The sequence below is a fragment of the Brevibacterium sp. S111 genome, assembly GCF_004745075.1.
Lineage (GTDB): Bacteria > Actinomycetota > Actinomycetes > Actinomycetales > Brevibacteriaceae > Brevibacterium.
In genome coordinates, this window is sequence record NZ_RHFH01000011.1 from 27,903 (window position 1) to 49,299 (window position 21,397).

General features: G+C 65.7%; 16 protein-coding genes. 4 read left to right on the forward strand and 12 right to left on the reverse strand.

What is annotated here, in order from left to right:
* Nucleotides 1-265 precede the first annotated feature (265 nt).
* From EB836_RS13270 to EB836_RS13310, 9 genes are all read right to left on the reverse strand, one after another.
* On the reverse strand, nt 266-853 hold the full coding sequence (locus EB836_RS13270; RefSeq protein ID WP_135541174.1) for a hypothetical protein: 588 nt from the start codon (nt 851-853) through the stop codon (nt 266-268).
* A complete protein-coding gene (locus EB836_RS13275; protein WP_135541176.1) occupies nt 850-1,815 on the reverse strand; it encodes a D-2-hydroxyacid dehydrogenase in 966 nt (321 codons plus the stop codon). Before EB836_RS13275 ends, EB836_RS13270 begins: the two co-directional genes overlap by 4 nt.
* A complete protein-coding gene (locus EB836_RS13280) occupies nt 1,757-3,508 on the reverse strand; it encodes an MDR family MFS transporter (protein WP_240689971.1) in 1,752 nt (583 codons plus the stop codon). Before EB836_RS13280 ends, EB836_RS13275 begins: the two co-directional genes overlap by 59 nt.
* Before the next feature lie 126 nt (nt 3,509-3,634).
* Nucleotides 3,635-4,279, reverse strand: a complete 645-nt coding sequence (locus EB836_RS13285; RefSeq protein ID WP_135541180.1) for a TetR/AcrR family transcriptional regulator — start codon at nt 4,277-4,279, stop codon at nt 3,635-3,637.
* Nucleotides 4,280-4,387: 108 nt separating this feature from the next.
* A complete protein-coding gene (gene dnaG / locus EB836_RS13290; protein ID WP_135541182.1) occupies nt 4,388-6,424 on the reverse strand; it encodes a DNA primase in 2,037 nt (678 codons plus the stop codon).
* Nucleotides 6,425-6,427: 3 nt separating this feature from the next.
* The gene (locus EB836_RS13295; protein ID WP_135541184.1) at nt 6,428-7,735 is read right to left on the reverse strand and encodes a deoxyguanosinetriphosphate triphosphohydrolase; all 1,308 of its coding nucleotides are present in this window, start codon (nt 7,733-7,735) and stop codon (nt 6,428-6,430) included.
* Nucleotides 7,736-7,737: 2 nt separating this feature from the next.
* Nucleotides 7,738-8,925: a tRNA dihydrouridine synthase DusB gene (dusB, locus tag EB836_RS13300; protein WP_135541186.1), complete on the reverse strand. Its 1,188-nt coding sequence runs from the start codon at nt 8,923-8,925 to the stop codon at nt 7,738-7,740.
* An 89-nt stretch (nt 8,926-9,014) separates the two neighbouring features.
* Nucleotides 9,015-10,685 (reverse strand): ATP-binding cassette domain-containing protein, encoded by a 1,671-nt coding sequence (locus EB836_RS13305; RefSeq protein ID WP_135541188.1) that lies wholly within the window; start codon nt 10,683-10,685, stop codon nt 9,015-9,017.
* A 187-nt stretch (nt 10,686-10,872) separates the two neighbouring features.
* Nucleotides 10,873-11,421: an XRE family transcriptional regulator gene (locus tag EB836_RS13310; protein WP_135541190.1), complete on the reverse strand. Its 549-nt coding sequence runs from the start codon at nt 11,419-11,421 to the stop codon at nt 10,873-10,875.
* Nucleotides 11,422-11,482: 61 nt separating this feature from the next.
* On the opposite strand from EB836_RS13310, the gene EB836_RS13315 reads away from it, so the two are divergent.
* The gene (locus EB836_RS13315) at nt 11,483-12,868 is read left to right on the forward strand and encodes an L-lactate permease (RefSeq protein WP_135541192.1); all 1,386 of its coding nucleotides are present in this window, start codon (nt 11,483-11,485) and stop codon (nt 12,866-12,868) included.
* A 39-nt stretch (nt 12,869-12,907) separates the two neighbouring features.
* Here the strand turns inward: EB836_RS13315 and EB836_RS13320 are convergent, their stop codons facing one another.
* Nucleotides 12,908-14,236, reverse strand: coding sequence for a M24 family metallopeptidase (locus EB836_RS13320; protein WP_205683369.1), 1,329 nt, complete (start codon nt 14,234-14,236; stop codon nt 12,908-12,910).
* Nucleotides 14,237-14,454: 218 nt separating this feature from the next.
* Here EB836_RS13320 and EB836_RS13325 point away from each other — a divergent pair, with 218 nt between their 5' ends.
* Both EB836_RS13325 and EB836_RS13330 read left to right on the forward strand, forming a co-directional pair.
* Nucleotides 14,455-14,940: an Lrp/AsnC family transcriptional regulator gene (locus EB836_RS13325; protein ID WP_135541194.1), complete on the forward strand. Its 486-nt coding sequence runs from the start codon at nt 14,455-14,457 to the stop codon at nt 14,938-14,940.
* A complete protein-coding gene (locus tag EB836_RS13330) occupies nt 14,937-16,328 on the forward strand; it encodes an aspartate aminotransferase family protein (RefSeq protein WP_135541196.1) in 1,392 nt (463 codons plus the stop codon). The genes EB836_RS13325 and EB836_RS13330 overlap by 4 nt, the downstream gene beginning before the upstream one ends.
* Nucleotides 16,329-16,422: 94 nt before the next feature.
* Here the strand turns inward: EB836_RS13330 and EB836_RS13335 are convergent, their stop codons facing one another.
* Nucleotides 16,423-17,712, reverse strand: coding sequence for a YibE/F family protein (locus EB836_RS13335; RefSeq protein ID WP_167854456.1), 1,290 nt, complete (start codon nt 17,710-17,712; stop codon nt 16,423-16,425).
* A 132-nt stretch (nt 17,713-17,844) separates the two neighbouring features.
* A complete protein-coding gene (locus EB836_RS13340) occupies nt 17,845-19,230 on the reverse strand; it encodes a glycine--tRNA ligase (protein WP_135541199.1) in 1,386 nt (461 codons plus the stop codon).
* Nucleotides 19,231-19,590: 360 nt separating this feature from the next.
* Between EB836_RS13340 and EB836_RS13345 the strand changes: the two genes are divergently transcribed.
* Nucleotides 19,591-21,393, forward strand: a complete 1,803-nt coding sequence (locus EB836_RS13345; RefSeq protein WP_135541201.1) for a DEAD/DEAH box helicase — start codon at nt 19,591-19,593, stop codon at nt 21,391-21,393.
* Nucleotides 21,394-21,397 lie beyond the last annotated feature (4 nt).

Consider the following 21,397-nt stretch of genomic DNA (forward strand, 5'->3'; position numbering starts at 1 on the left):
AGATGCTGAGACAGGCGCTCGGAGTCTTCGGACTCCGGGCGCCTTCGTCATTCCCACCGGCGCTGCAACCCCTCGCCAGCGTCACAACCTCTCAGCGGCATCACAACCCCTCGCCAGGGTCACAACCGCCCACCAGCGTCACGGCCCCTCGCCAGCATCACAACCGTCCACCAGCGTCACAACCCCCTGCCAGCGAGACAACCTCTCGTCGACGACAATGCCTCCCGCAGGACCGGGAGGCATTGCAGCCAGCGGGAGGAATTGCTCACTGCGCGTCGTCGGACTCCATGGCTTCGTGCAGCCAGATCGGGGTGAAGTCAGCGAATCGAGCCGAGAGCTCCTCGTCGCTGTCGAGGATGACGGCCAGCCGGTCATCGGCGCCGCCGAGCTCGCTCGCCCAGATGGGCCCCAGACCGGCGAGCAGCAGACACGCGATGACGACGGCACCGGCCAGCACCGGTGTCTGTGCCCACAGCAGCGCTGCGAACACGATCCCGATCACGACGAAGCCGATGGCCACGGCCATTCCCGCGTTGCGCGTGCGCGGCGCACGGGCTCTGGCCGGACGGCTCGCCGCGACCGAGTCGAGGATGTCTCGATTGATCCGCGTCCAGGCGATGATCGCGCCCAAGGCACAGACGATGCCGATCATGATGAGACTGAACGCGGAGAACAGGAGCACGGCGTCGATGTGTTCGCCTTGGGCCTGCAGTGCCGCGCCGAGTCCGGCGACGAGCATCGCCGCGGCCAGGACCAGCATGCTCAGCAGACGGGCGCGACGCACGGCGATGAGTTCGGCGAGCACACGGGCCAGGAAGGCGCGCTGGGCGGCGGGGTCGTCCGCCTGGTTCAACGCACGTACCCGAGTTTCTTGTCCACCGTGTGAGGGAACTCCTCACCGGCGAGATACTGTTCGAACAGGCGATGGAACTGCTGAGCCAGACGCTTCCTCCACCCGTCGGTGTCACCGCTCATGTGCGGGGTAATGATGACATCGTCGAGCGTCCACAGCGGATGTCCGGCAGGCAGCGGCTCCTCGTCGAAGACATCGAGTCCTGCTCCGGCGATCTGGCCGGTGCGCAGGGCGTCGACGAGGGCATCGGTGTCGACAGTATCGCCCCGGCCGACGTTGATGAACACGGCGGAGTCATCCATGGCGGCGAACACCTCGGCGCCGATGAGTCGTTCGGTCTTCTCCGTCAGGGGTGCGATATCGATGACCCAGTCGTATCCGGCGACATGTTCGGCCAGGGTCGCAGAGTCGATGACCTCACCGAAGTCGACATCGCCGCTGCGAGCACGGGATCCGGCGCCGGTGACCTCGATATCGACGGCCGTGAGCAGCTGGGCGATTCCCCGGCCGATCGATCCGGTGCCCACGATCATCGCCTTGGTCCCGGCGATGTCGCGGGTCGATCGGCGGTTCCATGTCTTCTGTGCCTGGTCGGCCAGTGATCCGATCGAGTTCTTCGCCTGCATGAGGATGAAGCTGAGGACGAACTCGGCGATCGGACGGTCGAAGATCCCCCGCGCATTCGTCACCGTCACCGGTGCCTCGACGAGTTCGTCGAAGAGGAGGGAATCGACTCCGGCCGCCGCGGCATGGACCCACCGGAGCCGGTCGGCGCTGCCGTAGGCATCCTTGAGTGCTGTGGAGAAGAAGTCCCACATCAGCAGCACATCGGTGCCCGGCAGCGCCTGGCTCAGCGTGTCCGCCTCGGCGATGCGCAGTTCGATTCCCTCGCGGTCACCCAGCTCAGTGAGCAGGTCGGGAATCTCTGTCCCGGGTGAGTTGAGTATCGTCAGTACCGTCATTCCTCGTCTCCTCCAGCAGTGGGCTTTCTGCCAGACTAACCGATGAGACCGCACCGGGGGCCGAATCGGCTGAGGGGGCCGATTCTGCGATGTCGAGGCTCTGCCTCTTCGTCGGTTCGTTCGACAGCGTCTGCGCCAACGGGGTGTTGGGCAGGAAGCAGAGGAAGACGAAGCCGAGCACGGCCAGCGGAGCCACCCACAGGAACAGCGGCACGAGAGCGTCATTGTAGGAGTTGATGATCAGCGAGTGCAGCGGATCCGGCAGGTCGGCGACGATGCCCGGAGTCAGTCCCTTAGAGGAGACCTTCGGCAGCGGCGTGTGCGGAGCGGACTTCGCGATGTCGGTGATTCCGGACTTGATGTTGTCCATGAGCCGTTGGGTGAACACCGAACCGATGAACGCCATGCCCAGGGTCGCTCCGACTTGGCGGAAGTAGTTGTTCGATGCCGTCGCGGTGCCGACCATGGACACAGGGAAGGCGTTCTGGACGACGAGGACGAGGGTCTGCATGCTCAGTCCCAGGCCCAGGCCGAGCAGGGCCAGGCAACCGATGGTCTCCCAAGCCGAGCTCTCGGCCTTCAGCTGCGAGAGCAGCACGAGCGAGGCGGCCATGATGAGGATGCCGGTCAGCGGGTACTTCTTGTACTTGCCGGTGCGGGAGACGATGAACCCGACGAGCGTTGAGGACACGAGCATCGTGCCCATCATCGGCACCATCATGAGGCCGGCGACCGTGGCGTCGATGCCGTGGACCATCTGCAGGTAGGTCGGCATGTAGGAGAGCACACCGAACATGCCGATGCCGACGAAGAGGCCGGCGATCGTGCACAGGATGAAGTCGCGGTTGGCGAACAGGCTCATCGGGATGACGGGTTCGCTGACCCTGAACTCGACGAAGACGAAGGCCACGGCGGCGATGGCACCGCCGATGATGAGGCCGTTGATCTGCCAGGAGCCCCATGCGTAGTCGTGCCCGCCCCATGCGGAGACGAGGACGATGCAGGAGGTGACGATCGAGATCAGGGCCATGCCGATGACGTCGATCTTCGGCCGCGGGCCGGTTCCCTTGGCGCGCTTGGGCACCTTGAGGAAGATCGCGGCGGCGATGAGTGCGATGATGCCCAGCGGGAAGTTGATGGCGAAGGCCCAGCGCCAGCCCGGGCCCTCGGTCAGCCATCCGCCGATGAGCGGTCCGGCCACCGAGGACACGGCGAAGGCGGAGCCCATGATGCCCATGTACTTGCCGCGTTCGCGGGCAGGGACGACGGAGGCGATGATCGACTGCGAGAGGATCATCATTCCGCCGCCGCCGATGCCCTGGAGGACGCGACCGAAGATCAGGGTCGACATCTCGTTCGCGATGAGGGCGAAGACCGAACCGAGCAGGAAGCAGCAGATTGCGAACATGAACAGCGGTTTGCGCCCGAACAGGTCGCCGACCTTGCCGTAGACGGGCATCATGATCGTCGATGCCAGCATGAATGCGGTGGAGACCCACAGCATCTGGTCGACGCCGTCGAGTTCGCCGACGATCGTCGGCAGGGCGGTGGCGAGGACCGTCTGGTTGAGCGAGAACATGAACATTGCGATCATCAGGCCCACGAAGAGCAGGATGATCGCCGAGGTGGCCATCGGCGGCGTGTCATCGCCGTTTGTCGCCGGTGCGGTTGTTCTCTGCGGTGTCGCTGTCATCGTCTCAGATTCGATATCGTGGTTGCTTCTCATCACGGCTTTCGTTGGATTCGTCGTCTCATTCGTCATTCGCGGCCCGTTCGTCCTGTCACTCACTGCGCTCGGTGCCTCGTCTCGGCCGGTCTCTCACTGCAGTCGGCCGAGGACCTTGAGGAAGAGGCCGAGGGAGTCTTCGAAGATCGCCTTGGTCCCGCCTCGCTCGTCGACCGCCTCGGGCGTCTTCTTGATCGTGTGTCCGGCATGGCTGAGCGGCACGCGGCAGAGTTGGGTGAGCATGCGCGCGCTGCGCCACGCCGAGTCCTCGGTGGAGAATTCCTGCCCGAGGTGGCGCAGCCGAGCCAGGACGTGACCGGCGACGATCTCCTCCAGGGCTTCGGCCCGGTCGAAGCTTTTGCTCACAAGCTCCGGGTAGAGCGCGAAGAGGCGACGGCGCCTGGCCGGCAGCTCCGGATCGACGTAGCCGATGAGCAGCGCTTCGCGGACGAAGCGCGCCGTGTCCTCGGCAAGCGTGTCCAGGCCGGCCGGTGAGTGGACGTAGTCATCGGCGAGGGCCTCGTCGACGCCGGCTTCGACTCCGAGGCCGACGATCGCGTCCTCTTTCGTCTCGAAGTAGTTGAAGAACGTGCGGGTGGACACGCCCGCGTCCGCGGCGATGGTCGCCACGGTCGCACAGGCGAGGCCGTCTTCGAGGACTCGGGTGATCGCCGCCTCATGGAGGGCGCTGCGGGTCAGCCGAGCCTTCTTCGAGCGCAGGGATTCTTCAATGGGCATGAGTACATTTTGCACCCCATGCAAACTTTCATCAAATGCAAATATGCAATTGTGCACTATTTCACTGTGTGCAGAATTTCACGGGGATGAGGCTCCCACCGCGGGTGCTCACATGAGCAGTTTGAGTCGGGCCCGATGCTGTTCGAGGGTCTGCAGCTGACCGAGCAGCGCCGCCTGCCCCGCCCCGTCGCTGGTGTCCTGTCGCTGCAGACGTGAGTGCAGCTCCTTGGCAATGCGTTCGAGGTCGTAGTCGAACAGGCGTGCGACGATGCCACGGGCGAACGGCTCGATGCCGGTGCCTTCGATGATCGGCAGCGGAGTCACGATCAGCTGTGCGATATAGGGTTTGAGATCCTCGGCGCTGGCTTCGAGGACGCGTTCGGCCCATTTCGATTGGACGGGTCCCGCCGACCCCAGTCCCCCGGCCGCCTTGATCGCCTCTTGGATCCGCCGGTAGCCGGGGTGTTCGAAGGCCTTGGCCGACAGCGAGTCGAAGAGCTTCGCATTGACGGCTTCCGGGTGCTGCAGGGCGACCATGAGCACGCCCTTCTCCGTCTTCAGACGTGCGGGGCTGATCGGGGCCGAGAGGTTCGAGACGTCGGGACGTTCTTCGTAGACGTATTCGATGCCGCGGTCGTCGGTGATCTCCCCCGCCGAGGCGGGACCGGCCCCGCGCGCGTCCCCGCCCGATGCGGGCACCGTCCCGGCTCCCTGTCCCGGCCCTGATGCCGGTCCCGAGTCAGGTGCGGGCGGTGCCGGTGGCGGACCATTGCGGAAATTCGTCTGCTGTGCCGGTGCCTCGGCGGTCTGGCGGTTCTGCTTCGGCTGCCGCTGTGCGGTGCGCACCGCGGCCTCCACCTCGTCGATGTCGACGCCGATGCGACCGGCGACGAACCGGTAGTAGTGGGTGAGGCTGTTGCGGTCGCGGATTCCGGTGAGCACCTCGGCGGCGGCCTTGACCGCGGAGATCCGGCCTTCGACGGTGTCGAGGTCGAAGCGGGCGATCGCTGTGGTGATGACGAACTCGAACAGAGGTTTGCACTCGTCGATGAGTTCGCGCAGGGCCGCGTCACCCTTCTGCATGCGCAGATCGCAGGGGTCGAGCCCGTCGGCTTCGACGGCGACGAAGGTCTGCGCGGTGAAGAGGTTCTCGAATTCGAAGGCCTTGAGCGCGGCCTTCTGCCCGGCGGCGTCGCCGTCGAAGGTGAAGATGACCTGTCCGGTCGGATCATCGCCCAAGAGCCGCCGGATGATCTTGACGTGTTCGGTTCCGAAGGCTGTTCCGCAGGTCGCTACGGCCTGGTCGACCCCGGCGAGGTGAGCGGCCATGACGTCGGTATAGCCTTCGACGACGACGACGCGTTTGGTCTTCGCGATCGACTTCTTCGCCAGGTCGAGGCCGTAGAGGACCTGGTTTTTGTGATAGAGCGCGGTCTCCGGGGTGTTGAGGTACTTCGGGCCCTTGTCGTCTTCGTAGAGGCGGCGGGCGCCGAAGCCGATCGTCCGGGCGGTCATATCCTTGATGGGCCAGATGACACGTCCGCGGAACCGGTCGTAGATGCCGCGACCGCCTTCGCTGGCCAGCCCGCCGGCGAGGATCTCCTCCTCGGTGAAGCCGGCCCGGCCGAGGTGCGAGGTCAGTGCGTCCCAGGATTTCGGGGCGAAGCCGATGCCGAACTCTCGGCTCGATTCGGCGGGAAAGCCGCGCCCGGTGAGGAATTCGCGGCCGATCCGGCCCGCCTCGGACTCGAGCGCCTGGGTGAAGAACCGCTGCGCGACTTCGTGCATCTCGAGCAATCGCTGTCGCCGGCTGGCCTGCTCCCGGTCCGGACCTTTGCCATCCTCGTAGCGCAGATGCATGCCGGCCTTGCCGGCCAGGGTCTCGACGGCTTCGACGAAGCTGAGCTGCTCGACCTTCTGCAGGAAGGTGAACACGTCGCCGGACTCTCCGCAGCCGAAGCAGTGGTACATGCCGACCTGCGGACGCACGGTGAACGAGGGAGTCTTCTCGTCGTGGAAGGGGCACAGCCCCTTGAGCGAACCGATGCCCGCGGTCTTGAGGGTGACGAACTCCCCGATCACCTCGTCGATGCGGGTGCGGGTGCGCAGTTCGTCGATGTCCTCGCGCTTGATGAGTCCGGCCATGGTCTAGAGCCGATCCTCCGCCCCGGCGTTGAGGTGGTGGTACAGGGCCCACGCGGAGTGGTCGGTCAGGGACGCGATCTGGTCGACGATGACGCGCAGACGGGCGGCATCGTCGGCCGCCTCGGCGTGGTCGGCGCGGAACATCGGGTCGAGGTTCTCCGGTTTCTGCGCATACCACTCGGCGAGGTCGCCGATCACCGCGGCCTGGATGTCATGCAGGCGCAGGCGGTCCTCGGCGACCATGACGGTCAGCGTAGCCATGCCCTTGAGCACGGCGATCTCGACCACGGTGGTCTCCGGCACGACGAGAGATGCCGAGTAGCGGGCCAGCGGCTCCCACCCGAACTCCTCGCGCGTCGCCGCTTCCGCTGCCCCGACGAACCGCCCGATGAGCTGGCTGGACATGTGCTTGAGGCTCGCCTGGGCCCGGCGGGACCCGTCGAAGGTCTCACTGGGCCAGTAGGCGGCGGCCTGGAGTCGGCTCAGCGCCTTGTCCATCTCCGCATCCGTCGTCTCCGGCAGATACCACTGACGGGTGATCTCGAAGAGCTCGGCCCGACGAGATTCGGAGGCGAAATCGGCAAGCTCGAGGTGGCCGGCGACGATGGCGTCCTCGACGTCATGGACGGAATAGGAGATGTCATCGGCCAAGTCCATGACCTGGGCTTCGATGCATCTGCTGCCGTTGTCGATTCCGGAGCGGTAGAAGTCGAAGACATCCGTGTCGTCATCGTAGACGCCGAACTTCCGCACTCCGGAGTCGCGGCGCCCGGACGTGGCCTCGCTGCGCGGCCAGGGGTACTTCGTCAGCGCGTCGAGGCTGGCCCGGGTCAGGTTGAGCCCCGCCGGTCGGCCGTCTGCGGCGATGACCTTCGGTTCGATCCGAGTGACCAGGCGCAGGGTCTGGGCGTTGCCTTCGAACCCGCCGATGTCCTTGCACAGGGCGTCGAGGATCGTCTCCCCGTGGTGGCCGAAGGGCGGATGGCCGAGATCGTGGGACAGGCACGCGGTGTCGACGATATCGGGGTCGCAGCCGAGGTAGCGGGCGAGTTCGCGTCCGACCTGAGCCACTTCGAGAGAGTGGGTGAGGCGGGTGCGGACGAAGTCGTCGGTGCCGGGCGCGACGACCTGCGTCTTCGCACCGAGGCGGCGCAGGCCCGAGGAATGGAGGACGCGGGCACGGTCACGCTGGAAGGCCGAGCGCCGTGGATTCTTTGCCGGTTCGCTCACCCACCGTTCCTCGTCCCACGGCGTATAGACCGCCACGGTCCCCGTCCGCACCGAGGTGTGCGGGTGAGTGTCGAAGGGCATTCTCATCCTCCAGAGATGTCGAGTTCGGCCTCCGACAGCAGCGATCGTCCGCTGGGGTCGAAGATACGGGAATCCAGCCAGCCTTCGGGCAGGTGCGGCTTCTTCGGTCGGGTCGTGCGACCCCGCGAGCCCTCTGCGGCCTCCCCCGGATAGGGGGCGTTTTGGTCGAGCTGGGCAAGCAGTCCGGCAAGCTCCTCGAGCGATGACACCATGGCCAGCCGGCTGCGCAGGTCTCCCCCGACCGGGTAGCCCTTGAAGTACCAGGCGATGTGTTTGCGCAGGTCCCGCACGCCGTAGAACTCGTCTTCGAAGTGATCGACGAGGTATTCGCCGTGCTTGTACACTGCCTGCCCCACCTCGGCGAGGCCGGGACGGTGACGCTCCTCGCTGCCGTTCAGGGCATTCGCGAGATCGCCGAACAGCCACGGTCGGCCCTGGCAGCCGCGACCGATGACGACGCCGTCGCAACCGGTCGTGGCCATCATGTCCAGCGCATCCTCGGCCGCGAAGATGTCGCCGTTGCCGAGCACGGGAACCGTATCGCCGAGGTGGTCCTTGAGTCGGGCGATCGCGTCCCAGTCGGCCTTGCCCGAGTAGAGGTCGGCGGCGGTGCGCCCGTGCAGGGCGACGGCGGAGACACCCGCGTTGCGCGCGGTCTCGGCAGCGTCGAGGAAGGTCGTGTGGTCGGCGTCGATGCCCTTGCGCATCTTCACCGTCACGGGAATTCCCCCTCGAGAGGCCTCGTTGACGGCCGTGGTGACGATGGCTTCGAACAGGTCCTGCTTCCACGGCAGCGCGGAGCCGCCGCCCTTGCGGGTGACCTTGGGAACGGGGCAGCCGAAGTTGAGGTCGATGTGGTCGGCCCGGTCCTCCTCGACGAGCATCCGCACGGCCTGGCCCATGGTGACCGGGTCGACCCCGTAGAGCTGCACGGAGCGCGGGGTCTCATAGGGTTCGTGGTGGATGATGCGCATCGTCTTGGGACTGCGCTCGACGAGGGCCCGGGTGGTGACCATTTCGGTCACGTAGAGGCCGGCGCCGTATTCGCGACAGAGGCGACGGAACGCGGTGTTCGTGATCCCGGCCATCGGGGCGAGCACGACCGGCGAGGACAGCTCGATGGGGCCGATGCGCAGCGGTGCTGCGGCGGCCGGGGACACGGTTTCTGGGCTGGGGCTGATGACACTCACGACCCCATTATCCCAATGCAGTCAAAATCGCACATTCTCGCCCCTCTTCGCCTGTCTCCGACGCCGTGTTTCCGGTGTCCGTTCGGACGTCAGTCTCGCCGGGAGTTCGATTCTGCTCCCCCGCTTTCCGGTTCGGCACTGTCCTGTCCAACGGTCCCCGCACGGAGAAATTCCCGGACGTCCCATTCGGTGTCCACGGCGAGTTCGGCGGCGAGCCGGTCATCGTGGGTGACGACGACCATCGCCCCGCCGAATCCCTCGAGCGCGGTGACGAGCGCCTCGAGCGAGGACAGGTCGAGATTGTTGCCCGGCTCGTCGAGGATGAGCAGCTGCGGGGCGGGGTCCTGGAGCAGCTCGGAGGCGAGGGCGACCCGGAAGCGTTCGCCGCCGGAGAGGGTCGAACAGATCTGGTCGGTGCGACCGGCGCGCAGCCCCATGGCCGCGAGCACTTCATGGACGCGGTGCGGGTTCAGATGCGGATTTCCCGCGCGCACGGCCTCCATGACGGTGAGGTCGGGCGGGAGCCGATACTGCTGGTCGAGGTGGCCGACAGGGACCGAGACGGTGACCGAGAGGTCACCGAAGAGCGCAGCGATCGGAGCGGAAGCCCCGTCACGGCCCGCGGCCGACATCATCGCTGCCAGCAGAGTGGATTTCCCTGCCCCGTTCGGTCCGGTCAGCCGGATCCGTTCGGGTCCGACGATCAACTGCGGTCGCTCCAATCTCGCCGAGGAGGCTTCGAGCACCCGCTTCGAAGCGTGCACCGTCGTCTCCGGCAGGTCGAGGCGCACGCTCGAGGACCGCCGCAGGATGTCTTTGGCCGCCTCGAGAGAATGCAGCGTCTCAGCTTCGTCTGCGGCTGAGTCGCCGCGCCTCTTCGCCGCGGACTTCTCTGCGGAGTTCCTCAGCCCGTTCATCGCGATCTTCGGTCGGCGCTTGTTCTCCTTGTCCTTCGCCGCCTTTCGGCCGGCTCGTGCGAGTTTCGTCTCGAGTTCGATGCGCTGCCGCTTCTCGATCGCATGGGCCTTCTTTGCGTCGATGACTCTCTGCTGCTTCGCTTCCTCTTCGGCCGCGACCATCTGCTCATAGTCGTCGAAGTTGCCGCCGTAGAGCCGCAGGCGATCGGTCATCTCGACGATCGCGTCCATGTGTTCGAGCAGGGTGCGGTCGTGGGAGATGACGAGCGTGGGACCGCGGCGTGCGGTGAGCATTGCACTCAGCAGCTGCCGCCCGTCCTCGTCGAGGTTGTTGCTCGGCTCGTCGAGGATGAGCCACTCGTCTGCGACCATCGCCGCACGGGCCAGTCCGATGCGGCCGGCCTGTCCGCCGGAGAAGCGGCTGAGGCTGCGGTCGAGGTCGGCCGCCTCGAGGTGGAGGCCGAGTTCGGCCGTGGCCGCCAGGGCCTGCTCTTCGATGTCCCAGGCCTCGCCGATGAGTGCGAAATCGGATTCCGCTGCTTCGCCGTTCAGAGCACGATGCAGTGCTGAACGGACCTTCGCGATGCCGAGAGCTTCATCGACGCGCTGAGCCGAATGCGGCAGCAGCTGGTCGATGTAGACGGCGTTGTCCGCGCCGGTGATCGTGCCGGCGGTCGCGGGCAGGTGGCCGGCGAGGAGTTTCGCGAAAGTGGATTTGCCGATCCCGTTGTCACCGACCAGCCCGATGAGTGCGGAGGGGATCGTGGCGGTCAGCTGGGAGAAGATCTCGGTATCGTCGCCGAGGCGGTAGTCCAGTCCGGACACAGTGATTGCTGTAGGCATGAGGATCCTCATTTCGTGGACGCAGAAGCGCTGCGGGCCCGTGGCACCCGCATATCACGGCATGAGGATTCACTTCACTGCGGAGATGTCCTTCGTCGGAAATGGGACAGCACAATGATCGCCGAGGCGGTTCGCCGCGTCAAGAGCACCTCCCGGCGGCGACCGTCGAGGCCGGGCCCGGAGAGCCTCAGACGATGATGAGCATGAGCTCGGCGGGCTCGTCGTGAGGATTCGTCAGCTGGTGCGGGACGTCACCTGGGGCTTGGGCACAGTCGCCGGCGTGGAGAGTGGTGCGGCGATCGATGGTGACGACCTCGATGGTTCCCGACAGAACGAAGAAGCTCTCACGCGAGCCGCTGCGGTGGGCGGCGAAGGCAGAGGTTTCGCTGTGCGGGTCGAGGCGGTAGTGGACGACGTCCATGTTCTCGATCGCCGAGGGCAGATCGCGGCGCCGGATTCCCTCGCCGAAGGTCGTTGTGGTGGGGATCGCCTCGGTGCGGGTGATCGTCACTTCGGGGGCGGCGAGGAGCTGGCCGACGTCGACGCCGAGGGCGCGGGAGAGACCCATCGCATTCGAGACCGAAGTGTCCTGCTCTCCTCGTTCGATCTTCGACAATGCAGCCCGCGAGAGGCCGGCCCTCACGGCCAGCTCGTTGAGCGTGAGGTTGTTGAATTTGCGCCGAGCTCTGATGCGGGCACCGAACACGCGAGCGCCGAGATCCTCTTCTTTCGCCATTGTCGAATCATAATCTATTCTGGGATAGTAGAATACGATCCCTCAAAGGAAATTCGCGTATATGTTGGCGATGCTGGCGCTCGGTCCGATCCTCGTTGCCATCATCCTGCTCCTGTTCAAACAGAGAGCCTGGGTATCAGCGATTGCCGGCACCGTCGTCGCTCTCATCGTCGCCTTCGCCTTCCCCACCCCCGCCTCGGTGTGGGTGGATTCCGGTATCGACTACTTCCCGCTCATCCTCGAGGTCGCACTCATCCTGCTCTTCGGGATGCTCCTGGCCCGGCTGCTCGAGGCGGCCGGTTCGATGTCGCAGATCTCCTCCTGGGTATGGTCCCAATCCCCCAGCCGACCGCTCGGCGTCGCACTCGTCGTCTTCGGCCTCGTCCCCTTCGCCGAATCGGTCACAGGATTCGGCATCGGCGTCACCGTCGGGGTGCCGGTGCTGCGCCACCTCGGATGCACCCTGCGGCAGTCGGCGATCCTCGGACTCCTCGGACTCATCGCCGTCCCCTGGGGCGCCCTCGGGCCGGGCACCACGGTCGCAGCCGCGCTGGCCGGGCTCGATGTCGACGAACTCGGCCTGGCCACGGGATGGCTCAACGCGATTCCGGTCATCATCGTCACGATCGCGGTGGTTGCGATCATGCGCCCGGGTCCTGCCTCGGCGCTGGGCATCATCGGGGCCGCCGCGCTGATGTGGGCGGGCATCCTCGGTGCCAGCATCTTCGTCGGCATGGCTCCGGCGGGAATCATCGGCTCGCTCATCGTCATCATCGCCATGGGCGCCCTCTTCGCTCTCCGTCGTCGCACCACCGGCTTCAGTCGGAGCCTGGGACGGGCCGCACTGCCCTATGCGTCGCTGACCCTCGGGCTGCTGCTGGCGCGGGCGCTGCACTCGGCCCTGCCGTCGCTTGTCACCCAGATCATCGCCTCTCCCCCGTTCTGGCTGGCCGTGGCCTGTCTCATCGCTGCGATCTCCGTCGCCGGGCGACGCAGCGTCGCCGCATCGGCCGCCCGATCGTGGGTGCCCATCGGCGTGGGAACGGCAGCGTTCATGGTCATGGGCTGGATCATGACGACGACGGGAATGAGCGCGGCCATCGGAGCGGCGATTCCCGCCGGCCTCCTCGTGCTCACCCCGCTGCTCAACTCGGCCGGCGCGGTGCTCACCGGGTCGAACACGGGGGCGAACTCGATGTTCACCGGCACGCTGACCGCGGTCGCCACCGCCTCACAGGCATCCGCACTGCAGGTCGTCGCCGCCGGCAATGCGGCCGGCTCACTGGCCGCCCTCGCCGCTCCCCCGCGGGTGGCGATGGCCGTGCAGATGGCCGATTCCTCCGGGCCCGCCTCGGCGCGCGATATCAGCTGGGCGCAGGGTCGGGCACTGGCCGTGGCCGGAATCAACGCCATGTGCCTCGGACTCTGGATCCAATTCTTCGCCTGAGGGCCCCGAACGTGCGGTCGTCGGAGGGGCGGCTCTCGCTCAGACGCGGATGATCTCGCGGGGGAAGTGCGTGAACGGTTCGCACCCGGTGTCGGTGATGAGGACCGGTTCGGACAGTTCGATGCCGTAGCCGTTCATCCACATTCCGCCGATGAGGTGGAAGGTCATTCCCGATTCGAGGATCTGATCATCCTCGGTGCGGATCGAGATCGTCCTCTCGCCCCAGTCGGGCGGGTATCCGATGCCGATCGAGTAGCCCAACCGGCTCGGCTTCTCCAATCCCGACAGCGCGAGCACACGATTCCAGGTGCGGGCGAGCTCGGCGGTGGGCACTTCGGGGGCAGCGACGTCGAGGACCGCGGTGAGCGCCTCGGCGACGACGCCCTCGAGTCGGACGAGCTCCTGCTTCGGTCGACCGGTCACCGCGGTCCGGGCCAAGGGCACGTGGTAGCGCCGGTGGACACCGGCGAGTTCGATGCTCACGGACTCATCGGCCTTGAACTGCCGATCGGTCCAGCTCAGATGCGGGGTGTCCGCGCTCTCTCCGGTGGGCATGAGCGGAACGATCGAGGGATAGTCGCCCCAGACCCCCTCACCGCCGCGGGTCTGCGCCTCGGAGATCGCTGCGGCCACTTCGTGCTGGCCGACTCCGACGCCGATCGTGCCCAGGGCCGCGTCCATGGCTGCCGTGGTCACCTTCGCCGCCTTGCGCATGATCGCGATCTCGGCCGGGGACTTCACCGCACGGATCCAGTTGACGAGTTCGAAGGAATCGACGAGTCGCCATTCCGGCACCCCGTTGACCAGGGCCCGGAAGGCGCGCGGAGAGAAGAAGTGCGAATCCATTTCGACTCCGACCGGTGAGGTCGAGGCGCGGGCGACCTCCCACCGCTGGCGCAGCGCGAACGCCACCCAGTCGAAGGGGTGGATATGGGGGCGCTGCACATAGCGCTCGGGGTAGCCGACGATGTCCTCCGGCGGAAGCCAGGAGGTGTGTGAGGCCCCGCGCGCGTCCATGTCGCGCATGAACAGCGTCATCGGACCCGACGAGGGCACGAAGAGCAGCTGCGGGGTATAGAAGGACCAGGCGTTGTAACCGGTGAGGTAATAGATGTTCGCAGGGTCGGTGACGATGAGTGCGGCCAGGCCCTGATCGACCATCCGGTTGCGCACCGACGCGATCCGGCCGAGGTACTCCTCGGGACTGAACGACAGCTCGTCGGCCCCGATCGTATCGACCTCGCCGGGAACCGGCTGCGGGCGAGCTCTGACCTCCTGGCCTGCCTGCCCCTGTTCGGCACCGGGCCGCATACCGTAGACATCCGGGCGATTCTCTTCGCCGCCGTAGAACAGCTCACCCTCATTCATGACACCAGTGTGGTGACCTGTCTCACAGCCTGTCAATCACTGTCGACGCGCGTGTTGTCGGCATCGATCGAGCTGCGGGTGGTCGATGGCGATTTTCGACATTTCTGACGAATCGAGAATCAATCTTTTTCACTTTCGACGAAATTCGCATCTCGCACGGCGCATTTCAGTCGAATCGGTGATAGATTGGGCTGAGACACACATCACGGAGGTGAAGAATGGACCAGTTCCTGCCGAACGGCAGCGGTTCCCGACTGGGAAATCTCGACGAGAAATCTAAGGCGATCATCGTCGAACTGCAGCACGACGGAAGGAAATCGTATTCGGCCATCGGCAAATCCGTGGGATTGTCCGAGGCCGCTGTGCGTCAGCGGGTCTCAAGGCTCATCGACTCCGGAGTCATGGAGATCGTCGCCGTGACCGACCCGCTGAGTCTCGGTTTCGCCCGGCAGGCGATGGTGGGGCTGAAGATCCGCGGAGACATCACTGCGGTCGCCGATCGGCTCCACGACTACGACGAGATCGACTATCTCGTCGTGACTGCGGGGTCGTTCGACCTCCTCGTCGAGATCGTGTGTGAGTCGGATCGGCATCTGATCGAATTCGTCAACGAAGAGCTCCGCTCGATCGATGCCGTCGTGGATACGGAGCTCTTCATGTACCTCTCACTGGAGAAGCAGAAATACAATTGGGGGACACGATGACAGAGAATGTCACCAGGGCTGGCACTCCTTATCAGGAGGCCATCCGCAACAACGTGTGGATGCATATGTCACCACACCAGGCACTGTTCAACGGTGGTGAAGCGCCGGTCATCGTACGCGGCGAAGGCCACCACATCTTCGACGACAAGGGGAAGAAGTACCTCGACGGTCTCGCCGGCCTGTTCACCGTCCAGGTGGGCCACGGTCGCGAGGAGATCGCGAAGGCGATGTACGACCAGACGCTCAAGCTGCCGTTCATGCCGCTGTGGTCCTACACCCACCCGCAGGCCATCGAGGTCTCGGAACGTCTGGCCAACTACGCGCCGGGCGATCTCAACCGCGTCTTCCTCACCTCCGGCGGTGGAGATTCGGTCGAGTCGGCGATGAAGCTGGCGAAGAACTACTTCAAGCTCGTTGGCAAGCCGGGCAAGCACAAGATCATCTCGCGTGCCACGGCCTACCACGGCACACCGCACGGTGCGCTGTCGGTGACCTCGCTGCCGGGCCTGCGCGAGCAGTTCGCTCCGCTGGTGCCCGGCGCCCACAAGGTGCCGAACACGAACTTCTACCGGGCTCCCGAGCACCTCGCCCATGACGAGAAGGCCTTCGGCCGTTGGGCCGCCGACCGCATCGGCGAAGCCATCGAGTTCGAAGGCGCCGACTCCGTTGCCGCCGTCTTCCTCGAACCTGTGCAGAACTCCGGTGGCTGCTTCCCGCCGCCTCCCGGATACTTCGAGCGGGTCCGTGAGATCTGCGACGAGTACGATGTGCTGCTGGTCTCGGACGAGACGATCTGCGCCTACGGTCGCGTCGGCGACATGTTCGCCTGCAACGACTTCGGCTACGTCCCCGACATCATCACCTCCGCCAAGGGCATCACCTCCGGCTACGCGCCGCTGGGTGCGATGATCGCCTCCGATCGTCTCTTCGAGCCCTTCGGCCCGGGTGGGGATGAGACCTTCTACCACGGCTACACCTTCGGTGGACACCCCGTCTCCTGTGCCGCGGCCATGGCGAACTTCGACGTCTTCGAGACCGAGAAGCTCAACGATCATGTGCATGAGAACGCCGCCGCGTTCAAGTTCACGCTCGAGAAGCTCAAGGACCTGCCGATCGTCGGCGATGTCCGCGGTGAGGGATTCTTCTACGGGATCGAACTCGTCAAGGACAAGGACACCAAGGAGTCGTTCACCGAAGAGGAGTCCGAGCGGATCCTCAAGGACTTCGTGTCCGCGAAGATGTACGACAGCGGTCTGTACTGCCGTGCCGATGACCGTGGAGACCCGGTCATCCAGCTCTCGCCCCCGCTGACGGTGGGCCAGAGCGAGTTCGACGAGATGGAGCAGATCATCCGCGGCGTCCTCACCGAAGCCTGGACCAAACTCTGACCCCCTAATTGCTACCCGACGGCGGCCCAGCAACCTCGCGCGAGGTTGCTGGGCCGCCGTCGGGTAGTTCTGGAGGGTGGAGGAAGGGGACTGCTCAGCGGCCGCGGTCGCGCAGACGGGCCTCACGGCGAGTCATCGGGGCCTGCGAATCGAGTCCGCTGACCGACGTTCCGGGTGCGACCGCCTCCTCCGCCGGTTCGGAGCGCCGCGGCGGACGCAGGCCGGAACGGACGACGAGGACGCCGAGTCCGGTCGTCAGCGGGATCGCGACGACCAGTCCGATCGAACACACGAGGATGCTCACCACTTCCACGGACATGTCCCCGAGGGTGAACGTGTCGAACAGCGACTGGTCATGGGCGGAGACGATGATGAGCGTCATCAGCGCCGACCCGACATACGCGAAGGTGATCGTGTAGACCGTCGAGGCGATGTGGTCGCGCCCGATGCGCATCGCCCGCGCGAAGAGCTGCGCCGGCTTCATGGTCGGAGCCGCCGTTGCCAGCTCCCACACCGCCGATGCCTGAGTGATCGTGACATCGTTGAGCACCCCGAGACCGGTGATGAGGATCGCGCAGACGATGATGTCGGTCATCGCCAGGTCCGTCGTATCGACGAGGAGGTACCCGTCTTCCGAATAGGCGATGCCCAGATTCGCCCACGACGTCATCCACGCGCCGAGGAGGCCGGTGATGATGATGCCGAGCACCGTGCCGAACAGCGCCGTCGACGTCCGGGCGGAGATGCCGTGGGCGAGATAGAGCGCGACGACCATGATCGCACTCGCTGCGACCAGGGCCACCAGCAGCGGAGGTCTGCCGTCGAGCATCGCCGGAAGCATGAAGACGAACAGCACGGCACCGGCGAAGCCGAGTCCCAGCAACGCCCTCAAGCCCCGGATACCGGCGACGAGGAGGACGACGATCGCATAGATGATCGCCAGTGCCAGCATCGGCACGTTCCGGTCGAAGTCGATGAAGACGTAGTCGGCACCCAGTTCGGCCCGGTCCGGTGAGTCGGTGAAGTCGAGGACCTTGAGCGTGTCACCGACGTCGACGCCGGCTTTGACGGCATCGGGAGTGACGTAGAGGCTGCCTTCGCGGCCGTCGGCTTCGACGGTGTAGGTCGTGCAGTCGGCGCGGACCATCGGGTCCGTCTCCCCCGCCTCGCAAGCGGTGGCGTCGACGGCCGTGACAGTCGCCTCGGTGTGGGAGGTGCCTTCGGCGGAGTTCGTCGTCGGCCCGCCTCCGGGCAGATCCGTGTCCGGGTTCCCGGGCCACAGCAGCACGATTCCGACGATCGTGGCGACCACGAGCGGGATGAGGCAGGCGATCATGATCCGGCGAACGCGCGGCGAGGCCTTCGGCTCGGACTGGACAGTCATATGCATGGCGGACCTTCGTTGGGTGGCGAAGCTTGAGGCGAGGCAGTGATGAGACCGGTGGTGAGGGGAGCCCAGATGGGAAGGGCCCGGGCGGCAGAGCTTTCTCCGCCGCCCGGGCCCTCCGCAGACAGATCAGGCTCCGGCGAGGTGGTCGGCCAGGTACTTCTCGACCTGATCGATGCTCACGCGCTCCTGGCTCATATCGTCGCGCTTGCGGATCGTGACCGCCTGGTCATCGAGGGTGTCGAAGTCGACGGTGATGCACAGCGGCGTGCCGATCTCGTCCTGGCGCCGGTAGCGGCGTCCGATGGCACCGGCATCGTCGAAGTCGATGTTCCACCGACGGCGCAGTCGGGCGGCGAGCTCCTTCGCCTGCGGCGAAAGCTTCTCGTTGCGGCTCAGCGGCAGCACCGCGGCCTTGACCGGAGCCAGCCGCGGGTCGAGCTTGAGCACGATTCGCTTGTCCACGCCGCCCTTCGTGTTCGGCGCCTCGTCCTCGGTGTAGGCCTCGACGAGGAACGCCATCATCGACCGCGTCAGGCCGAAGGAGGGTTCGATGACATACGGGGTGTAGCGGTCGCCGCTGGCCTGGTCGAAGTACTGCAGCTTCGTTCCGGACAGCTCGGTGTGGGTGCCGAGATCGTAGTCGGTGCGGTTGGCCACTCCCATGAGCTCGCCCCATTCCGAACCTTGGAAGCCGAAGCGGTATTCGACGTCGATGGTGCCCGATGAGTAGTGGGCCCGGTCGTCCTCGGGCACATCGAGGCGGCGGACGTTGTCCGCGGAGATGCCGAGGTCGAGGAACCAGTTCCAGCAGTCTTCGACCCACTGCTTGTAATAGTCGTCGGCTTCGTTCGGGTGGACGAAGTATTCGATCTCCATCTGCTCGAACTCACGGGTGCGGAAGATGAAGTTGCCGGGGGTGATCTCGTTGCGGAAGGCCTTGCCGATCTGGCCGATGCCGAACGGCGGCTTCTTCCGGGCGGCGGTGAGCACGTTGTTGAAGTTCACGAAGATACCCTGCGCCGTCTCCGGACGCAGGTAATGCAGGCCGGCTTCGGAGTCGACGGGGCCGAGGTAGGTCTTGACGAGTCCGGAGAACTCCTGTGGTTCGGTCCACTGCCCGCGGGTGCCGCAGTCGGGGCAGACGATCTCGGCCATGCCGTTCTCCGGGGCCTTCTTGTGCTTCGCTTCGAACGCCTCGAGCAGGTGGTCCTCACGGTGGCGCTTGTGGCAGTTGAGGCATTCGACGAGCGGGTCGACGAAGGTCTCGACGTGGCCGGACGCCTCCCAGACGCGCTTGGGCAGGATGATCGAGGAGTCGAGGCCGACGACGTCCTCGCGACCGCGCACGAAGGTCTGCCACCACTGGGACTTGATGTTGTCCTTGAGCTCGACGCCCAACGGACCGTAGTCCCATGCCGAGCGGGAACCGCCGTAGATCTCTCCTGCCTGGAAGACGAATCCTCTGCGTTTGGCCAGGGCGATGACGGCATCCAACTTGGACTGTGCCACGATTTTCTCTCCTTGATTCAGTTCGCCGACGGCCGGCTGCCGTGGCTCGCAGGTACTACCCTAACCGGTCGACGGCGCCCCTCCTCAACGTCGGCTCTCCACGGGGAGTTGAGTCCGGGAGGCGACTGATCTCACATCGGTTCGGCCCCTTCCGTGCCGCCTCGGCGAGGGTGCAGCATGTAGACTTTGAGTACACCCAAACCTTTCTCCGTACGGACGTCTTGCGCGTCTGTCCAAGCGAGTCCTTGGATCTATTACGGTTTCGGCCCGGATTGCTCACGATGATTGCATAAGCGGCCGCAGGGTAGATCGCCACTACAGTCATCTGCGATCAAGTGTGTGCCGACGTGAGAGAGACAACTCATGACCGATGTGTCCACAACCGACGAAACCACCCCGAAGTTCTCCGAACTCGGACTCCATCCCCTCGTGCTCAAAGCCGTCGAGGCGCAGGGCTATGAGACCCCGACCCCGATCCAGGCCGAGACCATCCCGGCCCTGCTGTCCGGCCGTGACGTCATCGGTCTGGCCCAGACCGGCACCGGTAAGACCGCCGCGTTCGCGCTGCCGGCCCTGTCCGACCTCGCCGAGGCGGGGCGCGCCGCCGATGGCCCATTCGCTCTCGTTCTCACCCCGACCCGTGAGCTGGCGATCCAGGTCGCCGAGGCGTTCACCTCCTATGCCACCGAGCTGGCCGACTTCTCCGTGCTGCCGATCTACGGCGGCCAGGCCTACGGCCCGCAGCTGGCGGGACTCCGCCGCGGAGCGCAGATCGTCGTCGGCACCCCAGGCCGCGTCATCGACCACCTCAAGCGCGGTTCGCTCAAACTCGGCAGCCTTGAGCACCTCATCCTCGATGAGGCCGACGAGATGCTCAAGATGGGCTTCGCCGAGGACATCGAGGAGATCTTCAGCCAGGTCGGTGACAACCGCCAGGTGGCACTGTTCTCCGCGACCATGCCGACGTCGATCCACCGGATCACCGGCAAGTACCTCAACGATCCGCAGGAAGTCCGGATCGCTTCGAAGTCGCAGACCGGCGCGAACATCCGCCAGCGTTACTTCATGGTCCAGCATTCGCACAAGCTCGACGCCCTGACCCGCATCCTCGAGGTCGAGGAGTACGAGGGCATCATCATGTTCGTGCGCACCAAGCAGGCGACCGAGGAACTGGCCGAGAAGCTGCGCGCCCGCGGGTTCAAGGCCTCGGCGATCAACGGCGACATCCCCCAGCAGGCTCGTGAGCGGACCGTGGAGATGCTGCGCTCGGGCAAGGTCGACGTCCTCGTGGCCACCGACGTCGCCGCACGCGGCCTCGACGTCGAGCGCATCACCCTCGTCGTCAACTACGACATCCCGCATGACACCGAGTCCTATGTCCACCGCATCGGCCGCACCGGCCGCGCCGGACGTTCGGGCGAGGCGATCCTCTTCGTCACTCCGCGCGAGCAGCGTCTGCTCGGATCCATAGAACGGGCGACCAAGCAGAGGGTCGAACCGCTGGTTCTGCCCAGCGTCGAAGAGCTGACGAACACCCGGGTGGAGAAGTTCACCAAGCGCATCGATGATGTGCTCGCCACGACCGAACTGAGCGAGCTGACTGCCGTCATCGAGCAGTACGAGCTCTCCCGTGATGTCCCGGCGACGAACATCGCCGCGGCCCTGGCCTCGCTCGTGCTCGAGTCGAACACCCTCAAGGCCGAACCGATGCCAGAGCCGGTGCGCGGCAAGCCCGGCCGGGACCGGGACGGCGGCCGTGACGGAGGCCGTCCGGCCCGCGGCGGCCGTGCCCGTGATGAGAACATGACGACCTACCGTCTGGCCGTGGGACGCAATGAGCGACTCCAGCCCGGTGCTGTCGTCGGTGCGATCGCGAACGAGGGCGGAATCACCTCGAAGCAGATCGGCCACATCGACATCCGGTCGAACCACACTCTCGTCGACCTGCCCAAGGACCTCGACCCGTCCGTGCTGCGCAAACTCTCCCACACCGAGATCCAGGGCCGCCCCATCGACATCCGTCCGGATTCGGGCCGCCCGGCGCGTCCGTTCAAGAAGCGCAACTTCGACAAGCAGCCCGGCGACGGCCGCAACTTCCGCAACGATCGCCGAGGCGGGAAGAAATTCGGAACTCGCAGCTCCGATCGCTCCCGCGACCGTTTCTGACCCC

Excerpts from the sequence above, each read along its gene's own strand:
- EB836_RS13275 (WP_135541176.1), bottom strand. The coding sequence starts at position 1,815 with ATGACGGTACTGACGATACTCAACTCACCCGGGACAGAGATTCCCGAC.
- EB836_RS13280 (WP_240689971.1), bottom strand. The coding sequence starts at position 3,508 with ATGACAGCGACACCGCAGAGAACAACCGCACCGGCGACAAACGGCGAT.
- EB836_RS13285 (WP_135541180.1), bottom strand. The coding sequence starts at position 4,279 with ATGCCCATTGAAGAATCCCTGCGCTCGAAGAAGGCTCGGCTGACCCGC.
- dnaG (WP_135541182.1), bottom strand. The coding sequence starts at position 6,424 with ATGGCCGGACTCATCAAGCGCGAGGACATCGACGAACTGCGCACCCGC.
- EB836_RS13295 (WP_135541184.1), bottom strand. The coding sequence starts at position 7,735 with ATGCCCTTCGACACTCACCCGCACACCTCGGTGCGGACGGGGACCGTG.
- EB836_RS13305 (WP_135541188.1), bottom strand. The coding sequence starts at position 10,685 with ATGCCTACAGCAATCACTGTGTCCGGACTGGACTACCGCCTCGGCGAC.
- EB836_RS13310 (WP_135541190.1), bottom strand. The coding sequence starts at position 11,421 with ATGGCGAAAGAAGAGGATCTCGGCGCTCGCGTGTTCGGTGCCCGCATC.
- EB836_RS13315 (WP_135541192.1), top strand. The coding sequence starts at position 11,483 with ATGTTGGCGATGCTGGCGCTCGGTCCGATCCTCGTTGCCATCATCCTG.
- EB836_RS13320 (WP_205683369.1), bottom strand. The coding sequence starts at position 14,236 with ATGAATGAGGGTGAGCTGTTCTACGGCGGCGAAGAGAATCGCCCGGAT.
- EB836_RS13325 (WP_135541194.1), top strand. The coding sequence starts at position 14,455 with ATGGACCAGTTCCTGCCGAACGGCAGCGGTTCCCGACTGGGAAATCTC.
- EB836_RS13330 (WP_135541196.1), top strand. The coding sequence starts at position 14,937 with ATGACAGAGAATGTCACCAGGGCTGGCACTCCTTATCAGGAGGCCATC.
- EB836_RS13335 (WP_167854456.1), bottom strand. The coding sequence starts at position 17,712 with ATGACTGTCCAGTCCGAGCCGAAGGCCTCGCCGCGCGTTCGCCGGATC.
- EB836_RS13345 (WP_135541201.1), top strand. The coding sequence starts at position 19,591 with ATGACCGATGTGTCCACAACCGACGAAACCACCCCGAAGTTCTCCGAA.